This window comes from Mesorhizobium sp. M0208 (assembly GCF_040322015.1).
Taxonomy (GTDB): domain Bacteria; phylum Pseudomonadota; class Alphaproteobacteria; order Rhizobiales; family Rhizobiaceae; genus Mesorhizobium.
In genome coordinates this window covers 1-13,545 of the sequence record NZ_JAMYSP010000028.1, presented here as the reverse complement: position 1 = coordinate 13,545, position 13,545 = coordinate 1, and the positions used below count along the sequence as shown (strand labels likewise).

General features: G+C 63.1%; 15 protein-coding genes. 9 read left to right on the top strand and 6 right to left on the bottom strand.

Translation table 11 applies throughout. The features are described 5' to 3' along the window. Positions 1-22: 22 nt before the first annotated feature. Positions 23-2,110 (top strand): PAS domain S-box protein, encoded by a 2,088-nt coding sequence (locus tag NKJ17_RS23955; RefSeq protein ID WP_352690246.1) that lies wholly within the window; start codon positions 23-25, stop codon positions 2,108-2,110. Positions 2,111-2,198: 88 nt separating this feature from the next. Here NKJ17_RS23955 and NKJ17_RS23950 read toward each other — a convergent pair whose 3' ends face one another. Continuing rightward, the gene (locus NKJ17_RS23950) at positions 2,199-2,603 is read right to left on the bottom strand and encodes a hypothetical protein (protein ID WP_352649429.1); all 405 of its coding nucleotides are present in this window, start codon (positions 2,601-2,603) and stop codon (positions 2,199-2,201) included. 413 nt (positions 2,604-3,016) lie between these two features. On the opposite strand from NKJ17_RS23950, the gene NKJ17_RS23945 reads away from it, so the two are divergent. Continuing rightward, on the top strand, positions 3,017-4,219 hold the full coding sequence (locus NKJ17_RS23945; protein ID WP_352690245.1) for an aromatic ring-hydroxylating oxygenase subunit alpha: 1,203 nt from the start codon (positions 3,017-3,019) through the stop codon (positions 4,217-4,219). 11 nt (positions 4,220-4,230) lie between these two features. Here the strand turns inward: NKJ17_RS23945 and NKJ17_RS23940 are convergent, their stop codons facing one another. The 3 genes from NKJ17_RS23940 to NKJ17_RS23930 all read right to left on the bottom strand — a co-directional run bounded on the left by NKJ17_RS23940 (position 4,231) and on the right by NKJ17_RS23930 (position 6,236). Then, positions 4,231-4,998, bottom strand: a complete 768-nt coding sequence (locus NKJ17_RS23940) for a DUF429 domain-containing protein (protein WP_352690300.1) — start codon at positions 4,996-4,998, stop codon at positions 4,231-4,233. A 92-nt stretch (positions 4,999-5,090) separates the two neighbouring features. Beyond that, positions 5,091-5,975, bottom strand: a complete 885-nt coding sequence (gene pdxY, locus NKJ17_RS23935; RefSeq protein ID WP_352690243.1) for a pyridoxal kinase PdxY — start codon at positions 5,973-5,975, stop codon at positions 5,091-5,093. 9 nt (positions 5,976-5,984) lie between these two features. Then, positions 5,985-6,236, bottom strand: a complete 252-nt coding sequence (locus NKJ17_RS23930; RefSeq protein ID WP_352509075.1) for a hypothetical protein — start codon at positions 6,234-6,236, stop codon at positions 5,985-5,987. Between the two features lie 162 nt (positions 6,237-6,398). On the opposite strand from NKJ17_RS23930, the gene NKJ17_RS23925 reads away from it, so the two are divergent. The 6 genes from NKJ17_RS23925 (at position 6,399) to ppa (ending at position 10,753) form a co-directional block, all read left to right on the top strand. Beyond that, positions 6,399-7,043, top strand: a complete 645-nt coding sequence (locus tag NKJ17_RS23925) for a LemA family protein (protein WP_352509074.1) — start codon at positions 6,399-6,401, stop codon at positions 7,041-7,043. A gap of 85 nt (positions 7,044-7,128) precedes the next feature. Continuing rightward, positions 7,129-7,938 carry a TPM domain-containing protein gene (locus tag NKJ17_RS23920; protein WP_352509073.1) on the top strand — a complete coding sequence of 270 codons (810 nt, stop codon included), beginning with the start codon at positions 7,129-7,131 and terminating at the stop codon, positions 7,936-7,938. A gap of 70 nt (positions 7,939-8,008) precedes the next feature. After that, positions 8,009-8,833 carry a TPM domain-containing protein gene (locus NKJ17_RS23915; RefSeq protein ID WP_502896210.1) on the top strand — a complete coding sequence of 275 codons (825 nt, stop codon included), beginning with the start codon at positions 8,009-8,011 and terminating at the stop codon, positions 8,831-8,833. Positions 8,834-8,843: 10 nt separating this feature from the next. Then, positions 8,844-9,482 carry a TPM domain-containing protein gene (locus tag NKJ17_RS23910; RefSeq protein ID WP_352509071.1) on the top strand — a complete coding sequence of 213 codons (639 nt, stop codon included), beginning with the start codon at positions 8,844-8,846 and terminating at the stop codon, positions 9,480-9,482. A gap of 117 nt (positions 9,483-9,599) precedes the next feature. Further along, positions 9,600-10,106 (top strand): GNAT family N-acetyltransferase, encoded by a 507-nt coding sequence (locus NKJ17_RS23905; RefSeq protein WP_254817749.1) that lies wholly within the window; start codon positions 9,600-9,602, stop codon positions 10,104-10,106. Between the two features lie 116 nt (positions 10,107-10,222). After that, positions 10,223-10,753 carry an inorganic diphosphatase gene (gene ppa / locus NKJ17_RS23900; RefSeq protein ID WP_023721304.1) on the top strand — a complete coding sequence of 177 codons (531 nt, stop codon included), beginning with the start codon at positions 10,223-10,225 and terminating at the stop codon, positions 10,751-10,753. 17 nt (positions 10,754-10,770) lie between these two features. Here ppa and NKJ17_RS23895 read toward each other — a convergent pair whose 3' ends face one another. Both NKJ17_RS23895 and NKJ17_RS23890 read right to left on the bottom strand, forming a co-directional pair. Then, the gene (locus tag NKJ17_RS23895; RefSeq protein WP_352509070.1) at positions 10,771-11,361 is read right to left on the bottom strand and encodes a hypothetical protein; all 591 of its coding nucleotides are present in this window, start codon (positions 11,359-11,361) and stop codon (positions 10,771-10,773) included. Between the two features lie 97 nt (positions 11,362-11,458). Next, on the bottom strand, positions 11,459-12,064 hold the full coding sequence (locus NKJ17_RS23890) for a TetR/AcrR family transcriptional regulator (protein WP_352509069.1): 606 nt from the start codon (positions 12,062-12,064) through the stop codon (positions 11,459-11,461). An 82-nt stretch (positions 12,065-12,146) separates the two neighbouring features. Between NKJ17_RS23890 and NKJ17_RS23885 the strand changes: the two genes are divergently transcribed. After that, positions 12,147-13,430 (top strand): MFS transporter, encoded by a 1,284-nt coding sequence (locus NKJ17_RS23885; RefSeq protein WP_352509068.1) that lies wholly within the window; start codon positions 12,147-12,149, stop codon positions 13,428-13,430. Positions 13,431-13,545: the final 115 nt, after the last annotated feature.

Sequence of the window (13,545 nt, the reverse complement as noted above, 5' to 3'; positions counted from 1 at the left end):
GGCCAGGAAATGACGGCTGATCATGACGGCTGAAACAACACGCGTGGACGTGCAGGGCGCCAGGCAGGGCGCGGCGATGGTGGCCGTGCATGTGGTTCGCCGGCTGCGCGAAGCCGGTGACTGGCAGCGCGAGATGGAGGGTATCCTCCAAACGCTTTGCGAAGCCATGGATTGTCACCGCGGCATCCTGTTTCGCCTGCGCGAACTGCCCGGCCAGGGCTTCGCCCAGTCGGTCGCCGCTTATTGGATCGCCCCCCGGTTTGGCGGCGAGCTGGCGTCACCGACCGTCATCATGCAGTCGGTCGTCGATTCGGACCCATTGCTGGAACGGCTGGCGGAGGACGAGCGTCAAGGCAAGATCTTCGCCGGGCACACACGCGATCTCGAAGGCTTTCTGCGGACGGATTTCGAAAAGCAGAACATCAAGTCGTTCCTCTCGGTGTCGGTCTTTTCGCACGGTAATTTGTGGGGCACGCTGGCGATCAACGACTGCATCCACGAACGCGAATGGACCGACCAGGAAGAGGCGGCGTTGCACATGGTGGCACTCGCCATCGGCGATGCCATCGAACGGTCGCCGTCCGACGCGCATGCCAGCGACGTCATTCGCCGCACCATGCTGCAGGCTTCGCTCGATGCTATCATCGTCATCGACGAGACCGGCTCGATCATCGAATTCAATCCGGCCGCCGAGAAGATGTTCGGCTATCGGCGCAGCGATATCCTCGGCAAGGACCTGCTCGATACGGTCGTGCCGGAATATTATCGCAAGGGCTATGCGTCGGGCGCCGAATACATGTCGGGCCGCGGTGCGCCGATGGTCGGCCAACGGCTTGAAACGGTCACCCAGAATGCCGCCGGCGAGGTTTTTCCGATCGAGCTGACGGCAACCGAGATGCGGGTCGCCGATCGCCAGCTGATCTTCGGCTCCATCCGCGACCTGCGCGACAAGTTGCGGGCTGAGGAGGAAATCAACCGCCAGCGCGAAAAACTGCACCAGAACGAGAAGATGGCGGCAATGGGGTCGCTGCTCGCCGGCGTTTCGCACGAGCTCAACAATCCGCTGGCCGTGGTTGTCGCCCAGTCGACGCTGCTGCACGAATTCGCCGCCGATCCGCAGACCAAGGTGCGCGCCGAAAAGGTGCGCGCCGCTGCCGAGCGCTGCGGCCGTATCGTCAAGAGCTTCCTGTCGATGGTCCGCCTGCACCCGGCTGCACAGGCAGAAACCGACCTCAACCAGGTGATCCGCGCCGCACTCGAAGTGACCGCCTATGGCGCACGGTCGAGCGGCATCATCATCGACACCGATTTCGCCAGCGGCCCACTGCTGGCCATGGCAGATGCCGACCACGTGACGCAGGTAGCCGCCAACTTCCTCATCAACAGCCAGCATGCCTTGGCCGGCGTTGCCGGCGACCGCCGGATCAAGGTCCGGACGTTTCGCAGCGACCGCGGCAATCCCGGATTCTCGGTCGAGGACAACGGACCAGGCGTGCCGGAAGCGATACGTTCACGCATATTCGAATCCTATTTCACCACCAAGCCGGTCGGTGTCGGTACCGGCATCGGTCTGTCAATCTCGAAATCGATCATCGAGCGGCACAATGGCAATATCTGGTTCGAGGAGGTTTCGCCGAGAGGTGTGCGTTTTGTCGTGCAGCTGCCGGCGATCGCGGCCGGCGCGGCCGCCGCCGGCGAAGCTCCGTCGCGGTCGAGCGGCTTGCGTCACGCGCTGATCATAGACGATGAGCCGGATGTCGCCGCGTCGCTGTCCGACATTCTGGAGTTGATGGGCATCAAGTCGCGGATCGTGCCGGCCTGGGTCTCGGCCGCCGCTACGCTGAGTGGCCATGTCCCGCCGGACATCGTGTTTTCCGATTTGCGCATGCCCGGCACCAGCGGCATAGCCGTCTATCGCGAGCTACTCGGCGAATTGCCGGGTCTAGCGCGGCGCTTCGTGCTTGTCACCGGCGATCTGATCGGCGCGAAAGGCGAGATCGAGGCGCTGCCGGCGCCGCAACGGCCGCCAATCCTCGAAAAACCGTTCAGCACGCTGGATGTGCGCGGCGTGCTCTCGGCCATTGCCGAGCAGGCCGCTCTGGGCGGCTAGACTCCGCCATCTCTCCCGGAAGAAAAAGGCTCCCGGCCGACATTGCGGCGGGAGCCTGACTGGAGTGCTGGAGGGCGCTCGCAAAAAATCAAAAAACGTTCGGCGTATCGGCCAGCGGGGCGGCGTTGGCGATCATGCGGACCGGCCGTGCCTTGCCCGACTGGGCGGCGATGACGCGCAGGCAGTCTAGGCTCTCGGCGCCCCAGGCCTGCCCCTTGCAGGCGAAATCGATCTCCGAAATCGGCAGGCGCGCCGTCTTGGTGGTGGTCGTCGCGCCATCGATGAGGTTGGCCGGCGGGTTCAGTGAGGCGAAGGCCGGACCGACAGTCGGCGTCAACGCCATGCCGGCAAATGCGGCAGCCGCCAGCAGCATGAACATCGCCATTGGATGATCACTGGCGCGCTGGCGCAGCGCCAGCTTCGGGCGCCGGTCGCTACGCTGGGGACCCTGCTGGCGAAGGTCGGTATCGGTGATCTGGATTTTCGTACGCATCGTCGTTTCCTTCGGTCTTCTTCTTTTCTCTGTTGAAACGAACCTAATCGCACCTTGTAACCGGCCAACGATGATGGATTAACGATTGTGTAACCGGCATGAAACCAAGCCCGCGGCCATTCCTGGGCAAAGCGATCAGGCGTAGCTGCAGCACAGGTGGCATTCTCGTTTTCCGCTACCCACGGCACCAGATCCACGTCGCCTTGCCAGGCCCACGGAGCGTCGGGCGCTCAACAAGCGTGAGGGGATTAACGTCCGGAATTCCCGGGATTTTCCCGGCTTCGATCGTTCGGACTCGGCTCTCAAATCCGGCTCGATTTCCCGCCAAGAATTCTCCCCATTTTTGCAAGCCATTGCATTTCAACGGAAAATATGCTTTTATTGAACGATCATTCAATAAATAAAGAGCCTTTATGAACCCGCATCTGCGTGACGTGGCAATTCCCAACGATTGGGATCGGCGGGGGCTGCCGGGCTGGAGCTATCATTCCGACGCCTTGCTCGAACTCGAGAAAGAGCACGTCTTCCGCAATCATTGGCAGATCGCCGGCCATGTCTGCGACGTGCCGAACGCCGGCGACTATCTGACGATGGATGTGGTCGGCGAGCGGGCGCTGATCGTGCGCGGCAAGGATGGCGTTGTACGCGCCTTCAACAATATGTGCCGCCACCGCGGCAGTCGCGTTGTCGCCGACAGTCAGGGCACTTGCAAGAACGCGCTGGTCTGCCCTTTCCATGGCTGGGTCTACAATCTCGACGGCACACTGCGCGGTGCTGCCCGCCCGCGTTCCTTCCCCGACCTCGACAAGACCGAATTCGGCTTGATGCCGCTCGAGCTCGAAATCTGGATGGGCTTCATCTTCATCCGCTTCCGCAAGGGTGGGCCGCAGCCATCCGTGGCCGAGCTGTTGAAGCCGATCGAAGCCGAGATTGCTCATTACGGCGTGGTCGAGATGGTGCCGTCCCGGGGCATCTGGACCCAAAATACGCCGGTCAACTGGAAGTCGGTGCGCGACGTCGACAATGAAGGCTACCACGTCGCCATGGCACATCCGGCGCTGCAGGATCTTTACGGTGCGACCTATTTCGACGAGCCGTTCGTCAACGGCGTGTCGCGCTCCTTCGCCACTTACAATCCGCATGCCGGACGGCGCTGGAGCGTCGCGCAATATATCAAGCTCGCACCCGAGGCGAAGCACCTGCCGGAGCACCTGCGCAAGGCCTGGATCTACTACAGCATCTTCCCGAACAACGTGCTGTCGATCATGCCGGAATCGGTGCAGTTCTATCAGGAATTCCCGCTGTCGACGGGTGAGACGCTGCTGCGCGGCGCCATCTACCGCTATCGCGACGAGACCAGGCAACAGGCGGCTGCGCGCTACCTATCCCACCGCATCGATCGCGACACGCTGGCCGAGGACGTGCAGCTCTCGATATGGTCCAACGAATCTATGCTGTCCGAAGCCTTCGGAGGTTTTTACCTCTCCGATCTCGAATATGGCGTGCGCACCCACCACGACCATTTGCGTAAGCAAATTCCCGTGCTCGGATTGGAGACCGCGCCCGAGGAGAAGGATATGTGGGCACTCAACGAGGCGCTCAGATCACGCTCCTGACGCCCTGGTCCTCAGGCCCAAATGGCGACCGGAATGCCTAAACGATCGGCGAGCGGCGGATCCGGAAACGGCATTGCCTCGCCTCTGACGATGCGTCCGGCAACCACCATCATTGCCGCGGCGTCGAGGAAATCGTCGGCAGCCGCGCCGCGCGGCGGCGTCTGTTCGAGAAAATCCTCGCTATAGCCATGCTGGGCAAGCAGCGCCTTGCGTTCGGCCATGCCGGCCGGATTGATGTTGCCCCTGATCTTCTTGGGCAGGCGCATAGCGCGGTCGCCGTTCAGTTTGCAGAAGGCAACTTCCGGATGCGATTCGAAGACGCGGCTGCGCAGTTCGGGCCGCGCGATCAGCAGCGAATCGATCTCGCGGATCTTGGCGAAGATGCCGAAGGCCTGGATCGAGACGCCGCGCGGCGGATCTGATGTCGTCCTGGCCACCTCGCTTGCCTTGCGATGTGCGGCGTACCAGGCATCGACCGTGGTGAAGGCTTCGATCTCGGCGTAGAGCGCGGCGCGGGAGGGGATGGCAAAGACACTGGACTGCCGAGCCCCGAGCAGCGGCCGCACCAGCGCCTCCGGGCCGCGACCGCCTCTTTGCGAGAAATCGGGCAGGCCGATCGGCATATCGACCGCCACGATCGCATTGACGGGCAGTCGGTCGAGCAACGCCGCGAAGCTTGGGAAAACGGTTGTAGACGGTGCCGCACCGGGATCGCGGCGGACGGCAATCCAGCCAGCCTTGCAACCGTCGACGCCGACAAGCACAACGTCCTCGGGCACAACGTCCTCGGGCACAACGCTCTCGGGCACAACATGGTCGGGCACAACATCCTCGGGCGCATCGTCCTGCGGCACGGCGTTTTCGGCCCGAGTCACGCCCGGCGGTCCCGTTCCGGATGCAGGAGATGGCGAAGCTGCACCATCGCCATTGGGTGCGACAGGCTCTGGGCATCGGTCTCGAGCTGCAACTCGTCGCCGCCGCGCTTGGCGGTGCGCGCCAGGATCTCGTAGACCGCCGCGGTGGTCGATTGCAGAGCCTTGGCGGCCGGCTGGCCGGACAGGATCCGCGCCAGGTAGACGGCAGCCGTCAGGTCGCCGAGCCCATTCGGCGGCTTGTCGATGAGCCGGTGTTCGGCAAGCAGCGCCTCCCTGCCTGTGAGCAGCAAATTGCCGGTGCCGCCGGCCATCATCGCCGGCGCCGAAGTGACCAGCATGGCCGGTGGGCCGGCCTGCAGGGCCGCAGCCATTGCCGATTTCAGGTCTGGCAGCGGCGCTCCGGCCATCCATTCCAGCTCATAGCGGTTGGGCGTGGCGATATCGGCGATCGGCATCAGCCGGTCGCGCATGGCGATAGCGGTCGGCTCAGGTACGTAGAGGCCGCCCGAATCGCCCATCACCGGGTCGCAGATATAGAGGGCTTCCGGTGTCTTCGCCTTGACCGCGCCGACCAGCGAAGCAACGGCGTCGGCCTGGCCAGCCTCGCCGAGATAGCCGGACAGCACGGCGCCGACCTCGCCCAGCCACGGCGCGCGCTCGAGGTCGGTCATCAGCGCCTTGAACTGGTCCATCGGCGGCACGATGCGGGTGGCCCGGCCATGGCCCGGATGCCAGGGCAGGATGACGGTCGGCACCGCCCAAACCGGAAAGCCGAGCGTCTCCAGCGCAAAGACGGCGGCACGGTTGCCGACCGAGCCACGTGCGACATGGCTGGAGACGACGATGACCGCGCGCGGCGCGTCGGTTTTTTCGGCACTCATTGATTTTTCCTAACTGCCCCTGGTGACGAAAAGCACGAGCCAGATCAACAGGCCGATGGCAATAAGCAAGCCCGCTGCCCGACCGATGCGGGTGCCCCAATATTCGATCGGATCCGACCGGTCGGCATCGGCCGCGGTGACGCGGTCGCGCGCACCTCTGGCTGTTCGCGCGAGGAACGAGGTGCCGCCCGGGTCGGTCTCGCGCGCCACCCGCTCCATGATGCGGCGCGATTCCGCGTCGCTGCCGTGGCGTTTCGCCATGGTGATACCCCGTTTCATGCCGAGCTTAACCCGTTCGCCTTGTCTGTCACAGGGCCTGACGGTGAATGGCAGAAACCAGTAACACTTCTCGGCCGAAGTCATTTTCTTACGCAAGGATTGTGCTAATGCTTCGCCTGCCAATGCTATCGAGGGGACCTTATCATGCTTGCCCAGCGCCTTTGTTCACCGCCAATCTTCCGTAATTTAGCTGCGTTCCTGGTCATGGCCGTCATGCTGCCGCTGCTTGCGGGCTGCGGCTACAACACCATCCCGACAGCTGAGGAAAACGCCAAGGCAGCATGGAGCGAGGTGTTAAATCAATACCAGCGCCGCGCCGATCTCATCCCCAATCTTGTCAACACGGTCAAGGGATACGCCGCGCACGAGAAGGATACGCTCGACGCCGTGGTCGAAGCGCGCGCCAAGGCGACGCAGGTGACCGTGACGCCGGAAACGCTGAACAATCCGGAAGCCTTCAAGAAATTCCAGGACAGCCAGGCCGGCTTGACCAGCGCGCTGTCGCGCCTGCTGGCGGTGGTGGAGAACTACCCCGATCTCAAGGCCAACCAGAACTTTCTGGCGCTGCAAGCACAACTCGAAGGCACCGAGAACCGCATCACGGTCGCTCGCCGCGACTATATCCAGGCAGTGAGAGAGTACAATCTGACGCTGAGGACCTTCCCGTCGGTGATCTGGGCGACCTTGTGGTTTCGCGGCAACCAGCCGTTTGCGAATTTCACCATCGAGGAGGATAAGATGCAGCCGCCGAAGGTCGATTTCGGCACCAACACCACGCAAGGCGGGTGAACGGCGCCTGTTGAGCCTGGGCCTGTTGGCCTTGTATTCCTTCGCGCCCCCCTCTGTCCTGCCGGACATCTCCCCACAGCGGGGGGTGGGAAGAAACGCCGCCCTGATTTTTCTTGGCTTCGTTCTAACCTTTCTCCTGCTCCCTCTCATCGTTCTCGCCGCCGAATTGCCGGCGCTGACCGGACGGGTCGTCGACAATGCCGGCATCATCGATGCCGCAACCGAGGCGGCGCTGACGCAGAAGCTTGCCGATTTCGAGACCAAGGGTTCGGACCAGATCGTGGTCGCGACCATCCCCAGCCTCGACGGTGAGGAGATCGAGCCTTACGCCAACCGGCTGTTCCGCGCCTGGAAACTGGGCCAGGCGAAGGAGAACAACGGCGTCCTGCTTCTGGTGGCGCCGAACGACCGCAAGATGCGCATCGAGGTCGGCTATGGGCTGGAAGGCACGCTGACCGACCTGCACACCAAGCTGATCATCGAAAACGACATGGTGCCGGCCTTCCGTGCCGGCGATTTCTCTGGCGGCATCAGCAAGGCCGTCGACGACATGATCATGGTGCTGGAGGGCAATCCCGAAGAGCTGGAAGCGCGCGGTAAACGCAACCAGCAGGCGCCGTTCAACAGCGACGATCTGTTCTTCACGATCTTCATAGCCATCTGGGCAATCATCTTTTTCGGTGGCCTCGCAGCCTCCATCCTGCCGCCGATCTTCGGCCAGAAGATCGGTCCCGGCCGCTATCGCTGGCTGGGCATGACCTTCGAGCCAAACCGGCGGTCATCCGGCGGCTGGTCGGGAGGTTCCGGCGGGGGATGGTCGTCGGGTTCAAGCGGTGGCGGGTTTTCCGGCGGCGGCGGTTCGTCCGGTGGCGGCGGCTCCTCGGGAAGTTGGTGACGAGATGACAAGACACGCCATCAGCCCGGTGGAATTCGGCCGTTTCATCAAAACGATCGGCACCGCGCTTATGGGCATGGCGGTGCTGCTGGTCGGCTTCGCGGCCATTGCCGCCGAATTGCCGGCGCTGACCGGACGAGTCGTCGACAATGCCGGCATCATCGATGCCGCAACCGAGGCGGCGCTGACGCAGAAGCTTGCCGATTTCGAGACCAAAGGTTCGGACCAGATCGTCGTCGCGACCATCCCCAGCCTCGACGGCGAGGAGATCGAGCCTTACGCCAACCGGCTGTTCCGCGCCTGGAAACTGGGCCAGGCGAAGGAGAACAACGGCGTCCTGCTTCTGGTGGCGCCGAACGACCGCAAGATGCGCATCGAGGTCGGCTATGGGCTGGAAGGCACGCTGACCGACCTGCACACCAAGCTGATCATCGAAAACGACATGGTGCCGGCCTTCCGTGCCGGCGATTTCTCTGGCGGCATCAGCAAGGCCGTCAATGACATGATCATGGTGCTGGAAGGCAATCCCGAAGAGCTGGAAGCGCGCGGCAAGCGCAATCCGGCGAATGACAATCCTGTCGATCCCATCTTCGTTCTGTTCATCGTCCTGTGGGCGACGATGTTCTTCGGCGGCCTGGCAATGGCATTCCTGCCGCCGATCTTCGGCACGAAGCTGTCGCCGGGCGTGTACAAGTGGCTGGGCATGACGTTCCGCTACGGCCGTGGGCCAGCTTCGTCATCCTCCGGTGGCGCTGGCTGGACGTCGGGGACCTCGTCCGGCAGTGGCTGGTCGTCTGGAAGTTCCGGCAGCGGTTGGTCGTCCGGAAGTTCGGGTGGTGGGTTTTCAGGTGGCGGCGGTTCGTCCGGCGGCGGCGGTTCTTCAGGAAGCTGGTGAGACATCAATCATGGCAACACGACCGATCAGCCCCGAAGATCATGAGCGGATCGCCGATGCGATCCGCGCTGCCGAAGCAAAGACCGACGGCGAGATCTACTGCGTCGTGGCGCATGCCAGCGACGGCTATTTTTTCCCGGCCGCTTTCATGGCGATGCTAGGCATGCTCATCGTCAGCCTCGCCGTCGGTTACGGGCTGGAAGCCTGGTGGCTGTCGATCCGCTTGCCGCATTTCGTCATCGCCGAGCTGCTGGCGCTTGCCAGTGTGCTCATTCTGTTGTGGGCATTGCCCGCATTGCGCATCCATTTGGTGCCGAGGCGTCTGCGCTACCAAGCCGCCCACGCCAATGCGATGAAGCAGTTTCTCGCCCGCAACGTCCACCGCACCACGGCGCGCACGGGCGTGCTGGTGTTCGTCTCGATCGCCGAGCGCTATGCCGAGGTGGTCGCCGACAGCGGCATCGATTCTCGTGTCGGCCAGCATGTCTGGGACGGTGTCGTCCGCGACCTTACGGCGCATGCCGGCGACGATCGGCTTGCCGACGGGTTCGTCAAGGCGATCGAAGCGGTCGGTGCGGTACTGGCCGAGCATTTTCCGGTCTCGACCGGCGACAGCAACGAACTGGACGACCATCTGGTCGAGATTTGATCTCGCTAAAAGCGGTTTTCCAGCGTCTCAAGGACGCACTGTTCGGCTGTGTGAAAGCATCGCGGCGGCCGACCGGACTCTTGCAATCGGGCGCGGCGGGTTTATGGTTAACCAATCATGAATACGCTGAGCATCGACATCAGGAAAGCCGAACCACGCGATGCAGCCGCCATTGCCGACGTGCATCTCGAGGCCTGGCGCGGCGCCTATTCGGGCATCATCCCGCACCGTACACTGACATCGATGATCAACCGCCGCGGTGCCGATTGGTGGGCAAATGCCATTCGCCGGGCCGCCACCGTCTTGGTCGTCGAAATCGGCGGCAAAATTGCCGGATACGCGACGATCGGCAAGAACCGAGCACGTGAGCTCAGGCAGCAGGGCGAGATCTACGAGCTTTACTTGCGGCCGGAGTATCAAGGCATCGGGCTCGGCAGCCGGCTGTTCGCAGCCGCACGGGCACGGCTGGCCGACCATGGCCTGAAAGGCATGGTGGTTTGGGCGCTGGAAGACAATCAGAACGCACTTGCCTTCTATGCCGGCGCCGGCGGCCGCGATGTGGCCGAGGGCGTCGAGATCTTCGAGCAGAAGGCGCTGAAGAAGGTCGCTTTCGTCTGGGAATGACGGCCAGCGCATGATCCGGCCGGTTTCGGTTCGGACGATCCCCCCAGTACCATTCGCCGCATTGCACCATTCGCCATCGGCCGCTATCGATCTTCAATCGAGAGAGGGATAAAGCGATGCGGATCGAAGCGATTGCCAGCGGAAAGAACCCGCCCGAGGACGTCAACGTCATTATCGAGGTGCCGATCGGCGGCGAGCCGATCAAATACGAGATGGACAAAGAGGCCGGCACGCTGTTCGTCGACCGCTTCCTTCACACTTCGATGCGCTATCCCGGCAATTACGGTTTCGTACCACACACGCTATCGGGCGACGGCGACCCGATCGACGTGCTGGTCTGCAACACGCGCGCGCTGGTGCCAGGCTGCGTCATCAATGTGCGGCCGATCGGCGTGCTGGTGATGGAGGACAATGCCGGCCAGGACGAGAAGGTCATCGCGGTGCCTTCGCCCAAGCTGACCTTACGCTACGAGGACGTCCACGAATACACGCAATTGCCTGACATTACCCGCCAGCAAGTGCAGCATTTCTTCGAGCACTACAAGGATCTCGAACCCGGCAAATGGGTTAAGATCGAAGGCTGGTACGATGCGGCCTATGCCAAGAAGATGATCGTCGAGGCAATCGAGCGGGCCAAGCGCAAATAATTATCGGGCGCAAATAATCAGTTGTCGACGCGGCCGAAAGCGGGCGCGTCGCCGATCACTACGCGCTTGTCCTTGCCGCAGGCGAAGGTGCGTGCCTTCTCGTCGGCAAGCTTGCGCGCCTGATCGTTGGCGGCGGGATTGCCGGTGGCGAGCACAAGGCCGATCGTGCAGCCTTCGTGGGCGTCAGGCTGGGCAACCTTGGCGACGATCAACACTTCCGTCGACTTGTTCTCGCCCTCGGTATCGCTGATCGAGCGACGATGAATGACGGCGAACGGAATGGTAGTTTTGCCGTTGGTTTCGATCCGCCACTCGACTTTAGGTCCAGCCGAGTTGAGGCCGGAAAAGCTTTCCCAGACCGTGGTCATATCGCCGGGTGGAAAGCCGTAGAACAGCGATTCCCGCGCGTCGTCGTAGGAAACCATCACCGGGTAGCCGCCATAACCCGAACAGGCGAGGTCGGCCCAGTCGCCGTCGCCTTCCTCCGCCTGGGCATAAGTCACGCAGTCCTTCTCCCAGACGAGATCGGTATAGACGCTGGATATGTCGCCAGCCCGGGCGGCGTTGCAGAAGCCGGCGAAGGCAAGCGGGATCAAAAGAGCGCGCATGGCGGACAACTCCGTTCGGGCTGCCGCAGCGTACCGTCAAATCTAGCAGCAGCCTAGACGAACTCAGGCTGCTCACAGTGATCTGGTAAACGGAACGCTATTTCTTCAAGCTTGCCTCGATCAGAAGGTCGGCGTTGCGGGCGACCGACTGCGCCGGCCCGCCGACACCGAACAGCTGGCCGCTGATATAGGCGCCCTCGATCAGGAGCAGCAGCCCGTCGCCTAGCGTGTCGGCGTCGCCGGCGCCCATCTCTGCCGCCATGGCACGCAGGCGCCGGCGCAATTCCCGCTTGTTGGCTTCGCTCACGACGCGGGCTGGATGGCCATGTTCGGGATATTCGACCGCGGCATTGGTCATGCCGCAGCCGCGATAATCGGGCCTTTGCGTACGCTTGCCGACACGCGTCAGGAAGGCGAGGATCTGCGCGCGCGGATCGCCGGGATGGGCATTCACCGCCTCGTCGAAGCGCTCCCAAAATTCGAGGTCATAGTGCCGGAGATAGGATGCGGCCAACTCATCCTTGGACGGAAAGCTGCGGTAGAGGCTGGGCTTGGTGACGCCGGCACGCCGCACGATCTCGTCGACGCCGATCGCCCTGATGCCTTGCCGGTAAAACAGGTCGCGCGCCACCTGGAGAATCCGTTCGGCGGCGCGAGGCGGCGGTGCGTCATTCGCCTTGATCGTTGGTTCAATGCTTTTCATGTCTGGTGTACCGATTAGCTGGTTGACAATGTTACCGGTCGGTACGTATGTTTCGCGCTCCTGCAACGTACCGGTCAGTAACATGATAGCTCAATCCCGCCCGTTTGGCCAGCGCTACGCTTTCGTCGTGGTCGCCGTCATCTTCCTTTGCCTGCTGATCGCAGCGGGCCTGCGTTCGGCGCCGGCAGTCATGATGCTGCCGCTGGAGAACAGTTTCGGCTGGCGGCGCGACGTCGTCTCACTGGCCGCTGCCACTGGCATCTTCCTCTATGGCCTGACCGGGCCGTTTGCCGCGGCGCTGATGGAGCGGATCGGGCTGCGCCGCACCTTGCTTGCCGCGCTGCTTTTGATGTCGGGATCGACCGCGCTCAGCCTGTTGATGACCAAGCCGTGGCATCTGCTCCTCACCTGGGGCGTGTTTTCCGGCGTCAGCTCGGGCGCCGTCGCCACCGTGCTCGGCGCAACCATCGTCAACCGCTGGTTCAAGACCAATCGCGGCCTGGTGATGGGACTGATGTCGGCGTCCAGCGCCACCGGGCTGCTGGTCTTCCTGCCGTTGCTCGCCTCGCTCGCCCAGTCAGGCGGCTGGAAGCCGGTCGCCATCGCCATTGCCGTGGCCACCGCCTGCCTGGTGCCGCTGGTCTATATGCTGGTGCCGGAGCGCCCGGCCTCGATCGGCATGGTCCGCTATGGCGCCGATGCCAACGACGTGCCGCCGGCGCCGCCGGCCGCGCAAGGCAATTTCCTTTCGCATACGCTGAGCACGCTGCGCCGCGCCGCCGGTACACGTGTGTTCTGGTACCTGTTCGCCACTTTCTTCGTCTGCGGCTTCACCACCAACGGGCTGGTCGGCACGCACCTGATCGCCTTTTGCGGCGACATGGGCATAGGCGAAGTGCAAGCCGCCGGCCTGCTGTCGATGATGGGCATTTTCGACCTGATCGGCACGACGCTATCGGGCTGGCTCACCGACCGTTTCGATCCGCGCAAGCTGCTCGGCGTCTATTACGGCATCCGCGGCCTGTCGTTGATCTATCTGCCCTATTCCGGCTTTTCGGCAACCAGCCTGATCATCTTCGCCGTGTTTTACGGACTGGACTGGATCGCCACGGTGCCGCCGACGCTGAGGCTTTCCAACGAGGCGTTCGGCGACCGCAGCGGACCGATCGTCTTCGGTTGGATCGTCGCCGGCCATCAGGTTGGCGCCGCGACAGCGGCCTTCTTCGGCGGCACCATGCGCGAGCTGCAAGGCAATTACGAGCTTGCCTTCCTGATCGCCGGTATGACGGCAATAGCCGCCGCCTGCATCTCGCTGCTGATCAACACCAGCCGCCCGGCCTTCGAGCCGGAACCGCAGGCGGCTTGAGTTGTAACGGCTGAGCGCTAATCTTCCCCCTGTTTGGACCGGGGACATCGCGAACAGGTGTGCGAGGACATCGCGAACAGTTTGGCGCGCTTTGCGCTGGGGGGTTCGGGATGCC

Coding starts and splice junctions, on each gene's coding strand:
- NKJ17_RS23930 (WP_352509075.1), bottom strand. CDS start 6,236: ATGGCGAAACGCCACGGCAGCGACGCGGAATCGCGCCGCATCATGGAG.
- ppa (WP_023721304.1), top strand. CDS start 10,223: ATGCGGATCGAAGCGATTGCCAGCGGAAAGAACCCGCCCGAGGACGTC.
- NKJ17_RS23945 (WP_352690245.1), top strand. CDS start 3,017: ATGAACCCGCATCTGCGTGACGTGGCAATTCCCAACGATTGGGATCGG.
- NKJ17_RS23895 (WP_352509070.1), bottom strand. CDS start 11,361: ATGCGCGCTCTTTTGATCCCGCTTGCCTTCGCCGGCTTCTGCAACGCC.
- NKJ17_RS23950 (WP_352649429.1), bottom strand. CDS start 2,603: ATGCGTACGAAAATCCAGATCACCGATACCGACCTTCGCCAGCAGGGT.
- pdxY (WP_352690243.1), bottom strand. CDS start 5,975: ATGAGTGCCGAAAAAACCGACGCGCCGCGCGCGGTCATCGTCGTCTCC.
- NKJ17_RS23885 (WP_352509068.1), top strand. CDS start 12,147: ATGATAGCTCAATCCCGCCCGTTTGGCCAGCGCTACGCTTTCGTCGTG.
- NKJ17_RS23905 (WP_254817749.1), top strand. CDS start 9,600: ATGAATACGCTGAGCATCGACATCAGGAAAGCCGAACCACGCGATGCA.
- NKJ17_RS23915 (WP_502896210.1), top strand. CDS start 8,009: ATGGGCATGGCGGTGCTGCTGGTCGGCTTCGCGGCCATTGCCGCCGAA.
- NKJ17_RS23910 (WP_352509071.1), top strand. CDS start 8,844: ATGGCAACACGACCGATCAGCCCCGAAGATCATGAGCGGATCGCCGAT.
- NKJ17_RS23925 (WP_352509074.1), top strand. CDS start 6,399: ATGCTTGCCCAGCGCCTTTGTTCACCGCCAATCTTCCGTAATTTAGCT.
- NKJ17_RS23890 (WP_352509069.1), bottom strand. CDS start 12,064: ATGAAAAGCATTGAACCAACGATCAAGGCGAATGACGCACCGCCGCCT.
- NKJ17_RS23955 (WP_352690246.1), top strand. CDS start 23: ATGACGGCTGAAACAACACGCGTGGACGTGCAGGGCGCCAGGCAGGGC.